The organism is Paraburkholderia oxyphila NBRC 105797, from assembly GCF_000685075.1.
In the GTDB taxonomy this organism is placed as follows: domain Bacteria; phylum Pseudomonadota; class Gammaproteobacteria; order Burkholderiales; family Burkholderiaceae; genus Paraburkholderia; species Paraburkholderia oxyphila.
Genome location: NZ_BAYD01000012.1, coordinates 1 through 21,038, shown reverse-complemented (window position 1 = coordinate 21,038; position 21,038 = coordinate 1). Strand labels below are relative to the sequence as shown.

Genomic DNA, 21,038 nt, shown 5'->3' with positions numbered 1-21,038 from the left:
TTTGCGTCACTGTCCCGTTCAATACGCATGAGGGCCACGCGCCCGCCACGAACAACGGGAGAGTTTCCATGCCTCGCAAGCCGCTTCAAACGCTCCTCGCCGCCGTCGTGCTGACGCTCGCCGGCACGTGTGCATTTGCACAGACCGTCATCATCGCGCCGCAGGCGCCGCCTCCGCCGCGTGCGGAAGTCATGCCGCCGCCGCGAGCCGGCTACGTGTGGGACCCGGGTCACTGGCGCTGGGAACGCGGTGCCTATATCTGGGCGCCGGGCCACTGGCAGCCCGTGCGCCGCGGCTACCGCTGGGTGCCGGGGCACTGGGTAGCGCGCGGTCCGAACTGGCGCTGGGTGCCGGGGCATTGGGCCTGAAGCCGGCGCCGTGTCATATATATTGAACGCTCGCGAACCGGCCCTGGGAGAGAACGACGATGAGACTCGCGCGGCACGAGCCGCTGCGCTCGCACACAACGGCTGCGCGCTCGACGAGAGGCCAAAGCCCGCAGCGGACACGGCGGAGAGCACCGGCTCGAGCATTGCCGCAAGCACGTGCGCAGACGCACGCGGTCCAGGCGCGCCAGCACGGTGTGGTGCCTTGAGCGAGCGCGATCCCGACGCGGACCTCGTCGCGCGCGTGGGCGCGCGTGACGCCGGCGCGGTACGCACGCTCGTCCTGCACAAGCTGCCGCGGCTCATCGCGCTCGCCACCCGCATGCTCGGCGACCGCATGGAGGCCGAAGACGTGGCCCAGGAGGCGTTCGTGCGCATCTGGAAGCAGGCGCCGCATTGGCGCACCGGCGAGGCGAAGTTCGACACGTGGCTGCACCGCGTCGCGCTCAATCTCTGCTACGACCGCCTGCGCGGCCGCCGCGAGGCGCCCGCCGAGACGCTGCCCGACGAAGCCGATCCCGCGGCGGCGCCCGAGCAGCAACTCGAGGCGCGCACGCGCGATGAGCGCGTACGTGCCGCGCTGGCCGCGTTGCCCGTGCGGCAGCGCGAAGCGCTCGTGCTCACCTATTACCAGGAGCTTTCGAACCTGGAAGCGGCCGGCCTGATGGGCATCTCGGTCGACGCACTCGAAAGTCTGCTGGCGCGCGCCCGCCGCACCCTGCGCGCACAACTGGCCGGCGAAGAGGCCGGTAAGGACTCCGTATGACACCTGAACGATTCCACACGCTTGTCGAAGCCTATGGCGCCGATCCGCGCCGCTGGCCCGAGCACGAACGCGCCGACGCGCTCGCCTGGGCGCGCGCGCACCGCAGCGAAGCCGATGCGGTGCTAGAAGAGGCCCTGGCGCTCGACGCCTGGCTCGCGCGCGACATGATCGCGCCACCCTCGCGCGCGCTCGTCGAGCAGATCGTCGCGCTCGCGCCCGCGCCTGCGCCGGTGCCGGTGCACAAGGCGCCTTCGAAGCGGCGCCTGTTCTGGTGGTCCGGCGCGGCGTTCGCGGGCGCCGGACTCGCGGGCGCGCTCGCCGGTGCGCTGACCATGTCGCTCGTGCTGCTCGGCAATCCGCCGCCTTCGGCAAGCGACTCGGGCCATGACGCCGCGCACGAGAGCCCCTCGTGGATGAGCACGAGCTTCGACGGCTCGATCGACGAGTGGGGCGACGAATGAACGGACGCTGCTGGAAAGCGCTGATCGTGGGCTCGGTGCTGCTCAACGTGTTCCTGCTCGGCGCGATTGCGGGCGGCGCCTGGCGCTGGTTCGCCGTGCACGGCACGGCGCAGGCGCTGCAAGCGCAACGCACGGCGCTGCGCTTCGCCACCGACGAACTCGCGCCCGAGCGCCAGCAGCAGTTCCTCGACGCGCTCAAGGCGGCGCGGCGCGAAGGCCGCGAATACGCGCGCGCGGGCCGCGATGACCGCCGCCAGGTGCTCGATCTGCTGGCCGCGCCGCAGATCGACCGGCCCGCGCTCGACGCCGCGCTCGCGCACACGCGCGAAGCCGACCTCGCCATGCGGACCCAGGTGGAAAGCGCCGTTGCCGACTATGCCGCCACGCTCACGCCCGAGGAGCGCGCGAAGTTTGCCCAGGGGCTCGAGCGCAGCGGTCAATGGCGTCTGCCGCCGAAGCAGCGCAAAACTCCACCGCAAACGGCGAGCGAGGCGCAATGAGCGCGACAACGAAACAAGCCGTAACAAGCGGCTAAAAGAAATTTTGCGCGGCAGCGACGGATCGATGCGCGAGGTGCGTTTAAGGGAAATACGCAACGCAAAGAGGACAGCGCATGGAAAGCCTGCCAACCGCTCGCGCGGGCGCGATCGCGATGAATCGCTTCGGCCTTGGCGCACGCGCCGACGAGACGCCCCCTGCCGACCCGCCGCGCTGGCTGCTCGACCAGTTCGCCCACTACGAGCCGCTGCCTGCTGCATGGCGCGGCGAGCCTGGCGCGGTCGCCATTACGACGCGCTTTGGCGAGGAGCGCCAGCAGCGCATGGCGGACGGCGCGGCCGCCAGCGGCACGAATGGCACGCCTGGCTCCCGAGACATGAATGCCGCAAACGACGGCGGCGCAAGCCAGACGCCGCCGAACGCGGCCTCACCTCAAGCGGCCCGGCAGGCCACCCGCCAGGCCACCAACCGCGCGATTCGCCTCGAGGGGGTCGAGATCTATCGCAGTGCGGTGAACGCCCGCCTCACCAGTGCTTTGGATACCGAAACACCGTTCGTCGAGCGCCTCGTGCACTTCTGGTCGAACCACTTTGCGGTATCCGTCGACAAGGCGGCACTGGCCGGCCTCGCGGGGTCGTTCGAGATGGAAGCGATCCGCCCGCACGTGCTCGGCCGTTTCGAAGACATGCTGGTCGCCGTCGAGCAGCATGCCGCGATGCAGATCTTTCTCGATCAGGTGCGTTCGGTCGGCCCCGACAGCCGCGCCGCGCTGCGCGCCGATCAGAACGATCCCGCGCACAAGCGCGGCCTCAACGAGAACCTCGCACGCGAGATCATGGAGCTGCACACGCTTGGCGTGCGCAGCGGCTACAGCCAGGACGACGTCACCGAATTCGCGCGCGCGCTCACGGGCTGGAGCGTGGCCGGCGTACGCGGGCCGCAGCCGGGCAACGCATCGCCCGGCGTAGCGACGCCCGGCGCCTTCATCTTCCGGCCCGCGCTGCACGAACCGGGCGCACGCACGGTGATGGGCCGCCGCTACGACGAAGCGGGTGAAGAACAGGCGCTCGCGATCCTGCACGACCTCGCCCACGCCCCCGCCACGAGCCGCCATATCGCGTTCCAGCTCGCGCGCCACTTCGTCGCCGATAATCCGCCGCCCGCGCTCACCGAGCGCCTCGCGCAGGCCTTCGAGCAAAGCGATGGCGATTTGCCCACGGTCTATCGCGCGCTGGTGGAATCGCCTCTGGCATGGAACGACGCCGACGTGAAGTTCAAGACGCCATGGGAATGGACCGTGTCCTCGATGCGCGCGCTCGGCTGGCGCGAGCGCGGCGACCTGAACGCCGCGCCGCTGCTCACGCAACTGGGCCAGCCGATCTGGCGCCCGGGCTCGCCCGCCGGCTACGACGATATCGCCGCGAGCTGGGCCGCGCCCGATGCGCTGGTGCGCCGTGTGGAGGTCGCGCAACGCTTTGCGGCGCGCGTGGGCGACCGGCTCGATCCGCGCACGCTCGGCCCCACCGTGCTGCCCGGCACGCTCAGCCCGGCAACGGCCACGGCGGTCTCGCACGCCGAGAGCGCGCCAACGGCCATCGCGCTGCTGCTCGTCTCGCCCGATTTCCTGAGGAGGTAACCGGCATGCTCTCCCGCCGCCAATTCCTGCGCGTCGCCGCCGCCGGCGCGGGCGCGATGCTCGTCGCGCCGCAGATCGTGTTCGCGAGCGCGGCCACCGACCGCCGCTTCGTCTTCGTCATTCAGCGCGGCGCCGCCGATGGCCTCAACATCGTCGTCCCTTATGCGGAGCCCGCTTACGCGAGCCTGCGCGGACCGCTCGCGATCGACACCGCGAACGCGGCGAAGCTGAATGGCACCTTCGCGCTGCACCCGTCGCTCGTGCAAATGGCGCAGATGTACCACGGCGGCCAGGCGCTCTTCGTGCATGCGGTGGCCTCGCCGTATCGCGACCGCTCGCACTTCGACGGCCAGAACGTGCTGGAGACGGGCGGCAGCGCGCCGTACCAGGTGAAGGACGGCTGGCTCAACCGGCTCGTCGGGCTCGTGGGCGCCACGCGCGAGAACGCCATCGCACTCGCGCCCACCGTGCCGCTCGCGCTGCGCGGCACGGCGCGCGCGACGTCGTATGCACCCTCCGCGCTGCCCGCCGCGTCCGACGATCTGCTCACGCGCGTCTCCGCGCTCTATGAAGGCGATGCGCAATTGCACGGCCTCTGGGCTTCGGCAATGAACGCGCGCGGGCTAGCCGGCGACGTGAGCGCGCATCAGGATCCGGCCAGCCTCGGCAAGCTCGCGGCGCAATTCCTCGCGCGCGCGGATGGCCCACGCATCGCGATGATCGAGACCGGCGGCTGGGACACGCACAGCGCGCAGAACGCGCGGCTCGCGAATCAGCTCAAGGCGCTCGACACGATGCTCGCCTCGCTGCGCGACAACCTCGGCCCCGCGTGGGACAAGACCACCGTACTCGTGGCAACGGAGTTCGGCCGCACGGCGGCCGCCAATGGCACGGGCGGCACTGACCACGGCCAGGCCTCGGTGGCGATGCTCGCGGGCGGCGCCGTGGCGGGCGGGCGTGTGATCGCCGACTGGCCGGGCCTGCGCCCCGCCGATCTCTACGAGCAGCGCGACCTCAAGCCCACCGCCTCGCTGGACGCACTGATCGCGGGCGCCGCCGCCGAAAGCCTGCAACTCGACCCGCAGCGCACGGCTGCCGTGCTGTTCGCGCAAGCGGGTGCGCAGCAGCCGGTTACCGGGCTGATTCGAACCTGAATGAACAATAAGGATTACGGATGATCTGGCGCGAGAAGACCAATATGCCGATCAACGAAACATAAATCCGTAAATCAAGGAGGAACTCAATCGTGAAAACGAAGCCGATGCTTCTCGCCGCCCTGCTCACCGGCACGGCCCTGCTTTCGGCGTGCGTGGTGGAGCCCGCGCGGCCGCCCGAGCCGCCGCCGCGCGTCGAAGTCGTGCCACCCGCGCCGGCGCCCGGCTATCACTGGGTGAAGGGTCACTACCGCTGGGAAGGCAACCATTGGGCCTGGGTTCCCGGGCACTGGGCCGGCTGGTAAGCACGCGGCCACCAGGCGCGGTGCGCCCGCACCGCGCGTTTCCACCATCAGAAGGCAATCGTCGTTCTCACGCCCACGACCGCTTCGTCTCCCACGCGCTGCGTGACGTTCTGCGGGTCAGGAATACCGCCCGACGGTCTGAAGAAGTACTGAAAGTCGGCCTGCACCTGCCACCACGGCGCGATCTGATACTGGTACGTTGCCTCCAGCACGGTCTCCGAGCTGCGCGACGGATAACCGGGCGTATACGTTGCGGTGTCGCTTGCGAGATCCTGGGCGTGCGAACCGATCTTGGCGTAGCCCACCGCGAGTCCCACCGTATCGTTGTCGCGTCCCTTGAACGGCGCCTTCAGCGTCACGCCCGCATTCACGGCGAGATCGACGAGATTGCGGTCGCCTGGCGCGCCCATCACGCGCGCGAACACGCCCAGTGATTGCGGGCTGTCCGCGCTCGGGCGCCACACCATCTGGTCCGCGACCGCGTAGAAGCTATAGTCGCCGCGATGCGACTGCGGCACACCCGTACTCGCCGGATTCGCGAGCGACAAACCAGTATTGTCGTAGCGCTGGTCGTCGAAGCGGCCCGTGTTGTACCAGAAACCCAGCTTGTAAGTGCCAGGCAATCCTGCATTCTTCGCATCGGCCGGATTCGACGGCGCCGGGTTGAGCGCATACTGCACTTCGCCGATGAAAAGCGCGCTGTCGTGCAGATTGAAGTTCGTGCCGCTCGCATTGAGCTTCTGCGGATCGCCCACGCCGTTGCCAGCCGGATTGCCGTCGAACACGCCCGCCAGCACGGTCCACGAGTCGGACGGCGTCACGCGCAGGCGCGCGCCCAGTGAGGAAAGCGGATACGCCGGGCCGCCCGCCGGCATGTCGGTGGAGGGCAGCACGGGCCAGCCGAACGTGGCGTTCATGAACGTGCCCGCGTACTGGCTCACCATGAATTCCTGGTCGAGGCTCTGCTGACCGATCTTCACGTCCGCCTTGCCGCCCGCGAAGCTCTGCTGATACCAGAGTTCCCAGAGGCGCGTCGTGGCGTCCGCTTCGATGCCGGTCGCGGTTTGCAGCGTCTGCAAATTGCGCTGCGTGAGATTCGTGCCGTGAATCTGAAACGCCGAAACGTTGAAGATGCCGCCGGGCAGACCAAACGCCTTTTGCGTATCGAGGCCGAGGCTCATTTCGGTGACCCCGTCATAGGCGCCGCCGCGATGCGTGCCGCCCGAGAGATTGTTCAGATACTCGCTCGTCTCCTGCAGGCCAAACGTAATGCCGCGCGCGCCGAGCCAGGGGCGCAGTCCGCCCATGTCGCCAAACAGCGTCGCGCGGTCCCACAAGCCCGTGGGCGCGGGCGCCGCGTCGGCGCCTTGCGCCGCCGGCGCCGCTTGTTGTGCTGCCGGCGCGGCCGGTGCGGCTTCTTGCGCCTGTGGCGCGGGCGCGGCCTGTGCCGCATCGGGCGTGGCGCTCGTCTGTGCGTGGGCAGCCGGCGCCAGACCAAGCGCAAGCAGGACGGCGAGGCCGAGGGGCGAACGGGCGAACGACGGCGAGCCTTTCAATGTTTTTCTCATGATGATTGAGGCGTTTTTTCCCGGCGCGAATACCGGGACGATTGCGGGAAATCGCGCGAGGCGAGCTGGAATTCGGGCCGTCTACAAGGATGGCGGAGTAATGCGACGATCTCTTTACGAGAACCACCAGCTCAGGCGCATGGCGCGATCGATCCCGCTCGCGGCGGACGACGCACACAGCACCGCGGCCAATGCGATGGCCATAGCGACGAGGGCCAGCACCATGCCGCCCGAGGGCAGCGGCGAATTACCGGCACGCGCGGGCAGCGGCGCCGTGCCGAGAAAGTACGTAACGAATGTTTTGACGAACATAAGCCCACCTCCGTCCGTCCAGCCCGCATGAAACGGGCGACGAACGACGACGTGAGAACGCCTCGCAAGCAGGCTTGCGACGGACGATTCAACAGAGGGAGCGTGCTGCAAAGAAGCGCGCTAACCCGACTCAGCGAGTTAGCGGCGAAGGAAAGAGGTCCTGCGGCGGCTAACTCGCGGTTGTGACGCCGGCGCAGGCCGGCATCGAACTTCCACTGCTAGAGCATGTGTCCACGAGGGACTCCTTTTGGAATGACGGGGCGGATTGTATTCGCCCTCTGCAAAAAAACGCAAGCAAAAAGATCGCCTGCACAATGTGCTCGAATGTTCTGCAACGAGGCGCGTTCGCGACAGTCGCAATACACAGGTCTCCTGTGCAATCGTCCACCCTTCCTCAGCCTCGCCACGGGCTTTCGCGCACCTTTCCAGAAGCTTCAATAGAGCACCCCAAGAGCAACCCAGCTTACCTTTCAATTTCCTGTACGCCACGACGTTTTTTTGTTCCGCCTCCAAAAACGTGTTGACGCGTCGCGCGTGCGCTACCTAGAATTTAGAAATCTTCACGAAAGGGGCTTACGCCTTGGACACCTGCAGTAGTCGATCTTCGAACTGTTTCGCTGCCTGACCGGCAAGACGTCCGCGCGCCCTTCTCACCGCCGCCGTCTCGCCAGCAGGCAGACGGTGCGCGCCGTAGCAACACTTCCCGTGCACCCCACAATTTAGCGCCGTATGGACGCGGCTTTCGCGCGTTCGCACGGCAAGCGTTGCGAGCATCCGCTCGCGACTGCGTTCGTGCGCGCCCATTCGCACAAGGCGCCGCGCGCGAGCGCGTGGATCAACACGCGTGTACGCCCCGTACGCGCACGACGCATGAAGGAGCCGCCATGCCGGATAGTGACAGTTATCCCTTACGTCCGACCCTTTTGACTTATTCATTCCTGAACACGGAAAGCGAGTAGTCGCCCGCCGCCATACGCAGCGCGCATGGCCACCCGGGCCTGCTGGCTTTCATTGAACGCGTCGAGCCAGACGCCCGGAGCAACATCATGTCATTCGCACTCCTGCTTTCAAAACTGCCTCATGTCGAAGAGGCGCGTGCCCAATACGAAAGGTTGCTCGCCTTGCACGAACACGTGCCGGGCTTGCCTGCCCGCCTCTGGCAACGCGTCAAGCAGCGCTTCTCGTAACCGGTACGCCGCGCGCGCACGGCGCACTGCCACGCCCCCGCTAGCCATCCGACAACGCAAAAGACGAGAACGCCATGTCCACTCCAAGCAACTTCCAGCCGGCGAGCGTATCGCCGCCACGCAGCGCCGTGCTCGACGAAGCGCACCTGGGCGACATCAAAGGTGCGCTCGGCACCATCTCCCATTACGACCTCGCGCCGCGCACGGGGTGGTGGCCGCGCCTGCGCACGCTGCTCGCGATCCTCGGGCCCGGCCTCATCGTGATGGTGGGCGACAACGACGCGGGCGCCTTCGGCACCTATACGCAAGCGGGCCAGAATTACGGCACCACCCTGCTCTGGACGCTGCTGCTGCTCGTCCCCGTGCTCTATGTGAACCAGGAAATGGTGCTGCGCCTGGGCGCGGTCACGGGCGTCGGCCACGCACGCCTGATCTTCGAGCGCTTCGGCAAGTTCTGGGGTGCCTTCAGCGTGATCGACCTGTTCATCCTCAATGCGCTGACGATCGTGACCGAGTTCATCGGCATCACCTTCGTGCTCGACTTCTTCGGCATCCCGAAGATGCTGGGCGTAGGCATTGCCGCTGTGCTGACCATGGCGGCGGTAAGCACGGGCGACTTCAGGCGCTTCGAGCGCTTCGCCGTCGCGCTGTGCGTGCTGAGCCTGCTGCTCGTGCCGGTGCTCGTGTCGATTCACCCACCCGTTGGCCAGATGACGCGCGACTTCTTCGTTCCCAACTGGCCCGCGCATTCGAAGCTCTCCGACGTGATGCTGCTCGTGATCGGCATCGTCGGCACCACCATCGCGCCGTGGCAGTTGTTCTTTCAGCAGAGCTACGTGATCGACAAACGCATCACGCCGCGCTTCATGAAGTATGAAAAGGCCGATTTGTGGATCGGCATCTTCTTCGTGCTGATTGGCGCCGTGGCCATGATCGCGTTCTGCGCGCAGCTCTTTGCTGGCAAGCCCGAATTCGGCAACTTCTCCGACGCGGGCGGCGTGATCGCCGGCCTGGAAAAGTACGCGGGGCACACGCCGGCCGTGCTGTTCGCTATCGCGCTGTTCGACGCGGCCATCATCGGCGCGGCGGCGGTATCGCTTTCGACGGCCTATGCGATCGGCGACGTGTTCAAGATCCGGCATTCGCTGCATCGTGGCGTGAACGACGCGAAGGGCTTTTACCTCGTCTATTTCGGCATCGTGGCCGCCGCGGCCGCCATCGTGCTGATTCCGGGCAGCCCGCTCGGCCTCCTGACCGAAGCCGTGCAGACGCTCGCGGGCGTGCTGCTGCCGAGCGCCACGGTGTTCCTGCTGCTGCTGTGCAACGACCGCGCCGTGCTCGGGCCCTGGGTCAATTCGAAGGCGCTGAACCTGTTCACGGGCGCGGTCGTCTGGGTGCTGGTCATGCTCTCGATCGTCCTCACGGCTTCGGTCATGTACCCCGACATGAGCGGCGAGACGATCATCGACATCCTCGCCGCCGGCACGCTGCTGGCCGTAGCCGCCCATGCGGTCATACTCGGATGGCGCTGGCTGCGCGGCGAAACCCCAGTCGTCACCCAGAGCTGGCCGCAGGGCACCCGCGATATGTGGCGCATGCCGCCGCTCGCCGAATTGCCGCCGCCCAATCTCACGCTCGCCAAGCGGGTGTGGATGGGCGTGCTGCGCGGCTATCTGATCCTGGCCGTGGCGCTCGTGATCGTGAAGGTCGTGCAGATGACGCTCGTGCACTGAGCAAGCAAATGCGCCGCTCAAAGGCGGCGCTAGAGAAGCGGCAACCCCCGGTTGCCGCTTCCAGTTTTTTTGCTGGGCCCTGGCGCGATATCGGTATCAGGCGGCTTGCGTGCAATGGACCGGCATACGCAGCGCCGCCTCGTCGGCGGCGAGCACTTGCGGAATGGATTCCTTGAGGAAGTCGACGAAGGTTCGGATCTTGGCGTCGAGATATTGCCGCGACGCGTACATCGCGTACACCGTGAGCTGCTGGAGACGATAGTCCGGCAGGACCCGCAGCAAGGAACCGTTGCGCAGCGCGGGCACCGCCGACGACATGGGCAGCGAGCCGATGCCCGCCCCCTCGCGCAACGCGGCGGCAAGCGCATCCGCGACGTTCACCTGAAATGCCGAGGGCGGCAACTCGAACGTCTCGGCGCCGCCCGGCCCCTCGAGGTGCCACCGGTCACGCGGAAACACCGGCGTGATGAGCTGGAGACAGGCATGATCCGCGAGCTCGGCCACGCTGTGCGGCGTGCCGCGCTCGCGCAGGTAGTCGGGCGAGGCGCACAGCACGCTGTGCACCACGCCCAGCGTCTGCGAGACGAGCGCCGAATCAGGCAACTCCGTCGAGCTCAGTTGCAAGGTCACGTCGTACCCTTCGTCGAGCAGGTCGGGCACGTGCTGCGAGAGCGTGAGCTCCACCGAGACCGAGAGATAGCGCTTCTGGTACTGCATGACCGCGGGCACGACATAGGCTTGCCCGAAGCTCGTCGTGGCATGCACGCGCAGCCTGCCCGATGGCAGCGCCTGGGCATCGCCGGCCTCGGCTTCCGCCTGGTCGATGTACGCGAGAATCTGCTCGCAGCGCCGAAGATAGCGTTCGCCGGCCTCGGTGAGGGCGACGCGGCGGGTGCTACGGTTGAGCAGGCGCGCCTGCAGATGCGTCTCGAGGCTCGCCACGGCGCGCGACGCGAATGCGGTCGTGATATCGAGGCGATGTGCGGCGGCGGTAAAGCTGCCTTCTTCGGCAACGCGGGCGAAGATCCGCATGCAGTTCAGCGTATCCATCTGATGTAAGAAGCTGGGAGGGGGCAAGGGCGCCAGACCCCGCGCGCGACCCGCGCATGGGCTCCGGCTCCGTGCATGTGCACGCAGGACGCCTGCGAGCCAGGTCCTGCGCGATCTGACACCGCGAAGCTTACCATCCATGCCGCTGCGACGTGCACGCCGCGGCATGGCCCGCCATCATCGAGCCACTTCCTCGCGGCTGTCCGCAGCGGCTGTCCGCAGCCGCTGGCATGGCCGCCGTTTCCCGCATGGCTTCCTCGCAAGAGGCAAAAAAAAAAGCCCGACACAGTCGGGCTAAATTTCGAAGTACCAGGAGACTCCATTCAACAAGGAAGGAGACGACACGCCGGAACTACACGACGTTCTTTTCAACGATGGGACGCTTCTCCAGCACGCGGTCCCAACTCAGCGCAGACAGGTCCAGGGTGGCGTATTTGCCGCCGATAATGAGCTCGCTCACGCCGCGGCCCGTGGCGGGCCCCTGCTGCAGGCCATGCCCGCTATAGCCGTTTGCGAACACGCAGTTTTCGATCTCCGGGTGATAGCCGATGATCGCGTTATGGTCGAACACGTTGTACTCGTAGTAGCCCGACCAGCAATTCTCGACGCGCAGCGCCTCGAATTCCGGCACCCGATGCGCCAGTGTCGGCCAGATCACTTCGTCGAACAGGGTGTGATCGACTTCGTCGAGCGGCAGATCGTTCGGGTCGTTCTCTTCGCTCGGCGAGGTTCCGGTGATATACGTCTTGCCTTCGGGGCGGAAATAGACGCCGGTGGGATCGATGAGCAGCGGGCTGTTCGTGAGCCGTGCCGGCGACGACACATTGAAGATACTGCGACGCCGCGCGTAGACCGGAATGTCGATGCCCATCATTTCGGAGATGCGGCGCGTCCACGCGCCAGCGGCGTTCACGAGCGTATCGCAGGCGTAGCGCTCTCCGTTGCTCGCCAGCACATGCGTGACCTTGCGGCCGTCGAGCTCGAGACCGGTCACCTCCGAAGCGACATAACGCGCGCCCAGCGCCTGCGCCTTCTTGCGCAGCGCCTGCACGAGCCCGTAGCCGTCGAACCAGCCTTCGCCGCTGAGGCCATACGCGCCCGCAACGATGTCGTCCACGTTCAGCCAGGGAAACCGCTCTTTGAGCGCGTCCGGCGAGAGCAGCGCGATATCCGCGCCCAGGCTCGTTTGCAATGCGTGGTTTTCGCGCAGCGTGGCTTCGCCCGTCGAGGTGGCCAGAAACAGGTAGCCGCCCTCATGCAAGTCGATGGACGGCTTGTGACCCTCCACCTCGAGCCGGTCGCCGATATTGCGCAGGAATTCGATGCCATACAGCGACATCTGAATGGACAGCGGCGTGGAGAATTGCTGCCGGATGGAAGCCGCCGATAGCGCCGACGACGACCGCGCATAGCTCGGATCACGCTCGATGACCGTCACGGCAACCGTCGGATCCGACGCGCGCAAAAAGTAAGCGATAGAACTACCGATGACCCCGCCGCCAACGATAACAACTTTTGCACTCACGACTTGCTCCAGATTCCAGATAGCCAGACACACTGGGCGGGAAGCCGGTCAGCGGCGAAGCAGAAACACGCGCCATTGCAAATTGCATTGGCTCGCGCGCTGCCTGGCCCCCTGAAAGTCTCCCCACGCCCAGAGTGAGTTTCATTTTTAGTCGATGTTGAAATCGATGCCTTGCGCGAGCGGCAGCGCAGACGAGAAGTTCACCGTGTTCGTTGCGCGCCGCATGTAGGCCTTCCACGCATCCGAGCCCGACTCGCGGCCGCCGCCGGTCTCCTTCTCGCCGCCGAATGCGCCGCCGATTTCCGCGCCGCTCGGGCCGATGTTCACATTGGCGATGCCGCAATCGCTGCCCGACGCGGAGAGGAAGCGCTCGCTCTCGCGCAGGTCGGTCGTAAAGACGCACGACGACAGCCCGTGATGCGCGGCATTGTTTGCCTCGATGGCGTCTTCGAAGCGGCTGTACTTGAGCACATAGAGAATCGGCGCGAACGTTTCGGTCAGCACGATCGCCGTTTGCGCAGGCATCTCGACAATGGCCGGGCGCACATAGAAGCCCTTTTCGTTGCCCGCGACCCCATGGCGTTCGCCGCCAAAGACCTTGCCGCCTTCCTGCTTTGCCTGCTCGAGCGCGGCTTGCATGCGATTGAACGACTGCTCGTCAATGAGCGGCCCCATCAGCGTGCCCTGCTCGAGCGGGTTGCCAATCGAAACCTTGCTGTAGAGCGTCTTCAACCGTTCCACAGCCTGGTCATAGACGCTCTCATGAACGAACAGGCGGCGCAGCGTCGTGCAACGCTGGCCGGCGGTGCCCACCGCCGAGAACAGGATGCCGCGCAGCGCCAGTTCCATGTCGGCCGTGCCCGAAACGATGCCGGCGTTGTTGCCGCCGAGCTCCAGAATCGTGCGGCCGAAGCGGCGCGCGACTTCCACGCCAACGGCGCGGCCCATTTCGGTGCTGCCCGTGGCGCTCACGATATTCGAGCGCGGGTCGGCCACCAGCTTCGCGCCCACATCGCGCCCGCCGTTGACGAGGCTCGTGAGCCCTTCCGGCGCGCCGCCGAATTCCTTGAGCGCATCCTGAAGGATCTTGTCGACGGCCAATGCGGTCAGCGGCGTCTTCTCCGAAGGCTTCCAGATGACCGCGTTACCGCACACCAGGGCGAGCGCGGCATTCCACGACCACACGGCAGCCGGAAAGTTGAACGCCGAGATGACCGTGCAAACACCCATCGGATGCCACGTCTCGGCCATGCGGTGGCCCGGACGCTCCGACGCGATGGTCAGGCCGTAGAGCTGACGCGAGAGCCCCACCGCGAAGTCGCAGATGTCGATCATCTCCTGCACTTCGCCCAGCCCTTCCTGGAGGATCTTGCCGGTCTCGAGGGTGATGATGCTGCCCAGCGCATGCTTGCGCTCGCGCAGCTTGTTGCCCAGCACGCGGACCAGCTCGCCGCGCCGCGGCGCCGGCACGTTGCGCCAGGTCTTGAAAGCCTCGTGCGCTTTCGCAAGCGCGGCGTCGGCATCGGCGACGGACTGGCTCGCCACGCGGCCAATCAGTTCGCCATTGATGGGCGAATGAACCGCGATATCGCCTGCCTCTGCGAGATGGGAAATGCCAAGTTCCGAAAGGATGGTGGATGCTTTCACGGAGAAACCTCGTCGATGTTTCCGATAGGAAATATTGATACTTTAGGAAACTATACACGCAGAGCCGGGCACGGGCAACGGTGTCAATACAGCACGCTGCGCTGGCCAGGAACGCCGCTCGTCAGCAAATCTCGCGGCGCCCGCTGCGCGGCGGCGCGCCCCGCTTCCGGCCCGGCACGAAAATTTCGCATCGGAAACAATCATGCCTCGAAGTCGCCGGCAGCAGGGTCAATGGCACCGCTCGCGCCGGAGCGTCCGCCACGCTGGCGGGCACGCCCTGGATTTCCGCGCGCGCTCAGTCCGTCGTCTTCGTCGTCACCGGCACCCAGGCCACGTCCTTCACCTGGTACATCGTCGAGCTCGGGCTCTTGAGGTCGCCGGTCTGGGTGAAGGCAATCCGGCCCGTAATACCCTGGTAGTCCGTCGACTTCAGCGCGGCATTGAACTGCGCCGGGTTCACGGAGTTGGCCGTCTGCATCGCCTTGATGGCTACCCATGCCGCATCGTAGGCAAACGGCGCGTATGCCAGCATGTCCACGCCGTATTTCTGCTTGAACTTCACCTCGAAATCCTTCCCCTTGGGCAACGCGCCCAGCGGCTGGCCGTACTCCCAGACCGAGGCGCCGTTCGCCGCATCGCCGGCGATCTTGATGAAGTTCGCGTCCTTCACGCCGCCGCCCGCGAGAAACTGGGCCTTGATGCCGAGCTGGCGCATGCGCTTGACCAGCATGGCCGCCTGCGTATCGAGACCGCCGAAGAAGACGAGGTCGGGATTGTGGCCCTTGATGGCGGTTAGCTGAGCCGAGAAGTCGACTGCCTTGTCGTTGGTGAACTCGCGGTCGACGATCGTGCCGCCATTTGCCTTGACGGCCTTCTCGAATTCGTCGGCCTCGCCCTGGCCGAATGCCGTGCGGTCGTCGATGATGGCGATGCGCTTCGCCTTGCTGACCGTCGCGGCGTACGCGCCTGCGTTGCCGGCGTTCTGCGAGTCCGTGGCGATCACCCGGTAGACGGTGCCGAAACCGGCCTGCGTGATAGCCGGGTTCGTTGCCGACGGAGTAATCATCGGAATGCCCGCTTTCGCGTAGATCTGCGAAGCCGGCAGCGTCGTGCCGGAATTGAAGTGACCCACGACGACCGCGACGTGATCGTCGACGAGACGTTGGGCCACCTGCACGCTGACGCGCGGATCGCTCTGGTCGTCCTGGGAATCGACGACGAACTTGACTGTCTTGCCGGCGATGGTCGGATGGCTGGCATTCGCCTCATCGACTGCCATGCGCACGCCGTTTTCGATGTCCTTGCCGTAAGCGGCGCCACCACCCGTGAGCGGGCTGGCAACGCCAATCTTCACTTCGACCTGCTGAGCGTGGACGGACCCGGCCGCCAGCAGCAGAGAAACAGCAACCCATGCAGGACGACAGGAAGTGCGAAAGCGGGCAACCATTGAGCGTTCCTTTGATATCGGTGATCGGCACATCGCGCACCTCGTCAACCGCAGCGGGCTCCAGCGCGCGATATTCATCCCCCGCCTCGACACGCGGCGCCTGGGCCACGTGCGGCGAAGATGCAAGGAGATTGTCGGCAGCCAATAGACCGGCATCAAACGATATCTATGCACGACCTGATGCGCTTTAGTCATCAAGCCCGTAAGATCGGGGGATTCAGCGAGGTCTATCGTGGAATGCGGGGCATTGGGAGATACCCCGAGCGAACCGGCGCCATCTCAGCGTGACGGCGTGATGGCGCTAGTCGCGATGGACTGAAGTTCCCGCTCGCTCACTCGTCACGGCCGTCTCTGGGGCGGTCGAGTTATGTCCGCCACACCTCTTATATTTCGATATCCGAACTAATAAGCACGGTATTTGTTCCGGTTTGACACAATACCCCAGTTTCCAAACGTCTTCAGCGCGACGGCATGACAGGTTCGCAACAGCCCTTCCGTATGCGGCTACGACACCGTGTCGGGCCAACCGCTCCTCAACGTCCCGCAGTCGAAGACCGGGATGCACGCAGAAGAATTTTCACGCGAACGATTCAAGGCTCCCCGCCGCCGTCAGCGAGTCTCGCTTTATTAATGCGCCTCCATGTATCTTTTCATTCGATCTATGCGCGCCCGGATGCGCTTTTCCTTATACCCAACGGCGTCTTCCTTCATACCTAACCGCTTCATGAGTTTAATCACAAAGATTTGGCAATTGTAGCCATCCTCGACGTCGCCATTCCATTTTCCCTTATCCTTGGCTACATCAACTGCCGCCTTGAGCACTTCCCCCAAGCTCTTTTCTGGATCAAGCGTGTAATCATCTGCGTACGCATTTCCTGGCCTGATAGCCGAATAAAGTACTCGATAATAGCTCTGCAGGAGATCGACCTTAACGGAAATATTAGCCGAAGTCGAAAAATAGGTTTCCCAATGCGAGTGTTCACCGTTCTCGTGGTCATAATCCAGTGCCCTGACCACCGTCAATTTGCTCAGCATGGTGCCGAGGGTGAAACCTGCTGCATTGACCAATCCGGGTTGCACTACCGAATTATCCGAATCCTGATTGAGGGGAAATTCAGAACCTGGCGCTCCGCCCACGTTCTTCAAATACATCTTCGGCGTACCCGTTGCGTACTTGGTCGTTCCCATGATTTCATTCTCCATGAATACGATTTCACGCCGGCAAACAATCCACCATTCCGGCGACACAAGAGCGCTTGAATTAGCATGATTGATAACCATGCCAGGAATGTGCCGCGCAATCGACACGATTCTCAACACACACTACGCCGAAGTACAAGAGCACACAATGGTCTGACGTGACAGATAAAGCGGAATTTCCGCAATACCCGGCGCATCATGCTTCACGCATATGCATAGATGTTTTATTGCATCCTTACCCCTCAGGGATAATCCGAAAATCACGACGGGATGGAATTCAGGAAGACATGGAGCGCGGCAATCTTCCCGTCGCGAACGATGATCACATCGAGGCCCGTATAGACAGCTAGAACCGCTTTTGACGGATTGGCGCCTGCGCGAAGGCGGTCTGTATTTCGTCACCCCCACTGCCCGGGCACGCCCCGCAAAAGCGAGCGCGCTGGCCGAGTTCTTCATCGCGAGGCTCACGCCGGCGCACTGGAGCGCCGAGGCGCAAAAGGGCTGGAAACCGCCAGGCCATGCCGGCGGGTAATCCGCCTTGATGCGCTGATGGATTCGGCGTCTAATCAGTGAGATGCAGGCGAAAGCGAGAGGCGATATGCGCTGCGCAGACTGCGGTTTCGAAAATGCCGCCGGGGCCCACTTCTGCGAGCAATGCGGAATGCGGCTCGCGCGGCTGTGCTCGCGGTGCGGCCATGAGCTGAGCGCGAGCGCGCGCTTTTGCAATGCATGCGGCGCACCCGCTAGCGGCGCGCCCTCAAGTGACGCATCCTCGGGTGGCGCGCCCCTTGGCGACGCCGGTCATGCATCCCCCGCCGCCCCCATTCATTACACGCCGCCCCATCTGGCCCAACGCATTCTCGCCGAGCAGGCCGCGATCGAAGCGCAGCAAGGCACGGCGGTCGAACGCAAGACGATCACGGCCCTTTTTGCCGACATGGCCGGATCGACTGCATTGATCCACGAACGGGATCCCGAAGATGCCCATCGTCTGATCGCGCCGGTCATCGCGCTCATGATGGAGGCCGTCCATCATTACGAGGGCTTCGTCGCGAAGTCGCTGGGCGACGGCATTCTCGCCCTCTTCGGCGCGCCGATCGCGCACGAAGATCACCCGCAGCGGGCGCTGTATGCGGCGCTGCGCATGCAGGAGACGATGCGCCGGCATGCCGACCGCATCCGTCTGCAGGAGGGTATTCCTCTGCAGATTCGCGTGGGCGTCCACACCGGCGAGGTGGTGGTGCGCTCGATCCGCAAGGACGACCTGCGCACCGACTACGATCCGGTCGGCCATACGATCCACATTGCCTCGCGCATGCAGACGATCGCCGCGCTTTCCTCCGTGCTCGTCAGCGAATCGACATACCGGCTCACCACCGGTTATTTCGAGTTCAAGGCGCTGGGCGCCACCCAGATCAAGGGCATTCAGGAGCCGCTGGAAGTCTTCGAGCTGACCGGTCTTGGCGCATTGCGCACACGCCTGCAAGTGGCGGCACATCGCGGGCTGGCCCGGTTCGTGGGCCGCGAAACGGAACTGGAGCGCTTGCACGGCGCGCTCGCCCTGACGACGGCCGGGCACGGGCAAATCGTCGGCGTGGTGGGCGAAGCGGGAGTCGGGAAGTCGCGTCTGTTCCATGAGTTCAAGGAGCGCTCGCAGCGCGGCTGCCTGATCCTCGAGACGTTCTCGGTTTCGCATGGCAAGGCGTTTCCGTATTTGCCCCTCATCGAGCTCTTGAGGAACTACTTCCAGATCACGGCTCAGGACGACGAGCGGCGCTCCCGCGAGAAAGTCACCGGACGCGTTTTGACGCTCGAGCGCGGTCTCGAAGATCTGCTGCCCTATGTGCTGTATCTGCTGGGCGCCGGCGAGCCGGATTCGGCGGTCGCGACCATGGACGCCCGCATCCGGCGCGAGCGGACCTTCGACGCGATCAAGCGGCTGATCGAGCGCGAGAGCCTGAACCAGCCGGTTCAACTGCTGTTCGAGGATCTGCAATGGCTCGACAGCGAGACCGAGGCATTCCTGGCATTCCTGATCGAGCACGTGGCCAGCGAGCGGATCATCCTGCTGCTGAACTTCCGGCCCGACTACCGCCCGGGCTGGAGCGACAAGGACAACTACCGCCAGATGCGGCTCGACGCCCTCGGGCCGGCCGAAGCGCAAAGCCTGCTCAGCGCGCTGCTGGGGGACGACCCCGGCCTCATGCCGCTGAAGGAGCGCATCCTCGAAAAGACCGAGGGCAACCCCTTCTTCATGGAGGAAGTGGTCCAGACGCTCGTCGAGGAAGGCGCGCTGCTTGGCGCGCCCGGCCAGTACCGGATTGCGAAGACGCCCGCCGAGCTGCACATTCCCACCACGGTGCATGGCGTGCTGGCCTCGCGGATGGACCGGCTGCCCGTTGCCGAGAAGACGTTGCTGCAACATCTCGCGATTGTCGGCAAGGAGTTTCCGTGGAGTTTGATCCGGCAGGTGGTCGAGCAAACGGAAGACGAGTTGCGCCATCTGCTCTCGCGTCTGCAAGTAGCGGAATTCATCTACGAGCGGCCAGCCTTCCCGGAAATCGAATACACCTTCAAGCATGCGCTGACGCAGGAGGTCGCCGCCAGCTCGCTGCTCTCCGAGCAACGCAGTCTGTTGCACGAGCGCACGGCACAGGCGATCGAGGCGCTCTATGCCGGCCGGCTCAACGAGTATTGCAGCGAGCTGGCGCACCACTACAGTCTCAGCAGCAATGCGCAGAAAGCCGTGGAATACCTGCACCGCGCGGGCCAGCAGGCCGTCGAGCGCTCGGCCGGCCTCGATGCGATGCGGCACTTCCAGACGGCGCTCGCGCTGCTCGAACGCTTGCCCGACACACCCGGCCGCGCGCGCCAGGAACTGGCGCTGCGGCTCTCTATCGGTCCCGCGCTGATGGCGGCCCGGGGCTACGCCGCGCCGGAAGTCGAAGCCACGTATACGCGCGCGATGGCGCTATGCGAACAGATTGGCGATTGCTCGCAGCTCTTTCCCGCACGATTTGGCCTGCGCACTTACTATTCGTTGCGTGCCGATTACGCCACGGCACAGGAGCTCGGTGAACGGTTGTTGCGGGTCGCGTCCAATGCGCACGATCCGGATTTTCTGGTCGAAGCGCATAGTGCGTTGGGGTCGAGCTCGTTCTTCCAGGGCGATTTCGTTACCGCACGCGAGCACCAGGAAAAGATGCGCGCGCTGTACGTGCAGGAGCGGCATCAGGCTCACGCCTATGTCTATGGCATGGATCCCGGTGTGCGCACCTTGAGCATTGCTTCGTGGACCCAGTGGTATCTGGGCTTTCCCGATCAAGCCAGCGAGCGAAGCCGGCAAGCCCTCACGCTCGCCCGCAAGATTGCCCAGCCGTTCGGTCTCGCGTTCGCGCTGGTCTCCGCGGCCATGCTGCATCTGATCCGGCAGGAACCCCGGCAGGCACAGGAATTCACCGAAGCGGCCATCACGCTATCGGACGAACAGGGCTTTCCGTACTACCTGGCCTGGGCGACGATCCTGCACGGCTCGTCGCTCGCCGAGCAGGGCAACCTGGATGGCGGCATCGAACAGATGAAGCAAGGGCTCGCGGCGTACCTCGCGACCGGTGCGAAGCTTTCGCATTCCTATTTTCTGGGGCTGCTTGCCTCGGCGTGCGGGCGCAATGGACGTGAGCGCGAGGGACTCGATACGCTGGCCGAAGCGCTGGCCATTGTTGACCAAACGGGAGAGCATTTCCACGAAGCGGAATTGCATCGGATCAGGGGAGAACTCCTCCTCGAGCGCGCGGGCGATCGAACGTGCGATGAGCAGGAATCGCTACAGGCCGAAGCCTGTTTTCAGAAAGCGCTCGCCATTGCGGCCGGGCAGCGGGCGATGTCGCTGCAGTTGCGAGCCGGGTTGAGTCTGGCACGGCTGTGGCGTGCACAGCGTAAGACGGGCGAGGCCGGCCTCATGCTGAGCCGCTTGTATGAGGCCTTCTCCGAAGGCGCGGATACGGTGGACTTGCAGCAAGCGAAGGCGTTGCTCGGCGATATGGCGACCGAGAGAAGTGCCTGATGCCAGGCTGGAGTTCTTTTTTACTCCAAGTGCGTTGGCCTTAACTTGTTTTCGCGGCGGGCCGCAAGCGTTGCCCCTGTGCGGGGCGGCACCTACTTTT

General features: G+C 65.0%; 17 protein-coding genes. 10 read left to right on the top strand and 7 right to left on the bottom strand.

Annotation, left to right across the window (positions count from 1 at the left end):
* The first annotated feature begins 68 nt into the window (after positions 1-68).
* The 7 genes from BO1_RS10660 to BO1_RS10630 all read left to right on the top strand — a co-directional run bounded on the left by BO1_RS10660 (position 69) and on the right by BO1_RS10630 (position 5,206).
* Positions 69-368 (top strand): YXWGXW repeat-containing protein, encoded by a 300-nt coding sequence (locus BO1_RS10660; protein ID WP_028217551.1) that lies wholly within the window; start codon positions 69-71, stop codon positions 366-368.
* Between the two features lie 223 nt (positions 369-591).
* Positions 592-1,152 (top strand): RNA polymerase sigma factor, encoded by a 561-nt coding sequence (locus BO1_RS10655; RefSeq protein WP_028217550.1) that lies wholly within the window; start codon positions 592-594, stop codon positions 1,150-1,152.
* Complete coding sequence (locus tag BO1_RS10650; RefSeq protein ID WP_028217549.1) at positions 1,149-1,613, top strand: hypothetical protein; 465 nt, start codon at positions 1,149-1,151, stop codon at positions 1,611-1,613. The genes BO1_RS10655 and BO1_RS10650 overlap by 4 nt, the downstream gene beginning before the upstream one ends.
* Positions 1,610-2,113 (top strand): periplasmic heavy metal sensor, encoded by a 504-nt coding sequence (locus tag BO1_RS10645; protein ID WP_028217548.1) that lies wholly within the window; start codon positions 1,610-1,612, stop codon positions 2,111-2,113. The genes BO1_RS10650 and BO1_RS10645 overlap by 4 nt, the downstream gene beginning before the upstream one ends.
* Positions 2,114-2,226: 113 nt before the next feature.
* Positions 2,227-3,747, top strand: coding sequence for a DUF1800 domain-containing protein (locus tag BO1_RS10640; protein WP_028217547.1), 1,521 nt, complete (start codon positions 2,227-2,229; stop codon positions 3,745-3,747).
* A gap of 5 nt (positions 3,748-3,752) precedes the next feature.
* On the top strand, positions 3,753-4,901 hold the full coding sequence (locus BO1_RS10635; protein ID WP_028217546.1) for a DUF1501 domain-containing protein: 1,149 nt from the start codon (positions 3,753-3,755) through the stop codon (positions 4,899-4,901).
* 107 nt (positions 4,902-5,008) lie between these two features.
* A complete protein-coding gene (locus BO1_RS10630) occupies positions 5,009-5,206 on the top strand; it encodes a YXWGXW repeat-containing protein (protein ID WP_084687882.1) in 198 nt (65 codons plus the stop codon).
* 47 nt (positions 5,207-5,253) lie between these two features.
* Here BO1_RS10630 and BO1_RS10625 read toward each other — a convergent pair whose 3' ends face one another.
* A complete protein-coding gene (locus BO1_RS10625; RefSeq protein WP_028217544.1) occupies positions 5,254-6,774 on the bottom strand; it encodes a carbohydrate porin in 1,521 nt (506 codons plus the stop codon).
* 114 nt (positions 6,775-6,888) lie between these two features.
* The gene (locus tag BO1_RS10620) at positions 6,889-7,086 is read right to left on the bottom strand and encodes a hypothetical protein (RefSeq protein WP_028217543.1); all 198 of its coding nucleotides are present in this window, start codon (positions 7,084-7,086) and stop codon (positions 6,889-6,891) included.
* Between the two features lie 1,046 nt (positions 7,087-8,132).
* Between BO1_RS10620 and BO1_RS60165 the strand changes: the two genes are divergently transcribed.
* On the top strand, positions 8,133-8,273 hold the full coding sequence (locus BO1_RS60165) for a hypothetical protein (protein ID WP_167338328.1): 141 nt from the start codon (positions 8,133-8,135) through the stop codon (positions 8,271-8,273).
* 74 nt (positions 8,274-8,347) lie between these two features.
* Positions 8,348-10,006 (top strand): NRAMP family divalent metal transporter, encoded by a 1,659-nt coding sequence (locus BO1_RS10610; protein ID WP_028217542.1) that lies wholly within the window; start codon positions 8,348-8,350, stop codon positions 10,004-10,006.
* 96 nt (positions 10,007-10,102) lie between these two features.
* On the opposite strand, the gene BO1_RS10605 is transcribed toward BO1_RS10610, so the two are convergent.
* From BO1_RS10605 to BO1_RS10585, 5 genes are all read right to left on the bottom strand, one after another.
* Complete coding sequence (locus BO1_RS10605) at positions 10,103-11,056, bottom strand: LysR family transcriptional regulator (RefSeq protein ID WP_028217541.1); 954 nt, start codon at positions 11,054-11,056, stop codon at positions 10,103-10,105.
* A gap of 352 nt (positions 11,057-11,408) precedes the next feature.
* Positions 11,409-12,581, bottom strand: coding sequence for an NAD(P)/FAD-dependent oxidoreductase (locus tag BO1_RS10600; protein WP_028217540.1), 1,173 nt, complete (start codon positions 12,579-12,581; stop codon positions 11,409-11,411).
* Positions 12,582-12,728: 147 nt separating this feature from the next.
* Entirely contained in the window at positions 12,729-14,228 is a 1,500-nt protein-coding gene (amaB, locus tag BO1_RS10595) for an L-piperidine-6-carboxylate dehydrogenase (protein ID WP_028217539.1), read from the bottom strand.
* Between the two features lie 295 nt (positions 14,229-14,523).
* Positions 14,524-15,675, bottom strand: a complete 1,152-nt coding sequence (locus BO1_RS10590; RefSeq protein WP_028217538.1) for a branched-chain amino acid ABC transporter substrate-binding protein — start codon at positions 15,673-15,675, stop codon at positions 14,524-14,526.
* Between the two features lie 627 nt (positions 15,676-16,302).
* Positions 16,303-16,863, bottom strand: coding sequence for a hypothetical protein (locus BO1_RS10585; protein ID WP_028217537.1), 561 nt, complete (start codon positions 16,861-16,863; stop codon positions 16,303-16,305).
* Between the two features lie 610 nt (positions 16,864-17,473).
* Here BO1_RS10585 and BO1_RS10575 point away from each other — a divergent pair.
* Complete coding sequence (locus BO1_RS10575) at positions 17,474-20,938, top strand: adenylate/guanylate cyclase domain-containing protein (protein WP_028217536.1); 3,465 nt, start codon at positions 17,474-17,476, stop codon at positions 20,936-20,938.
* Positions 20,939-21,038 lie beyond the last annotated feature (100 nt).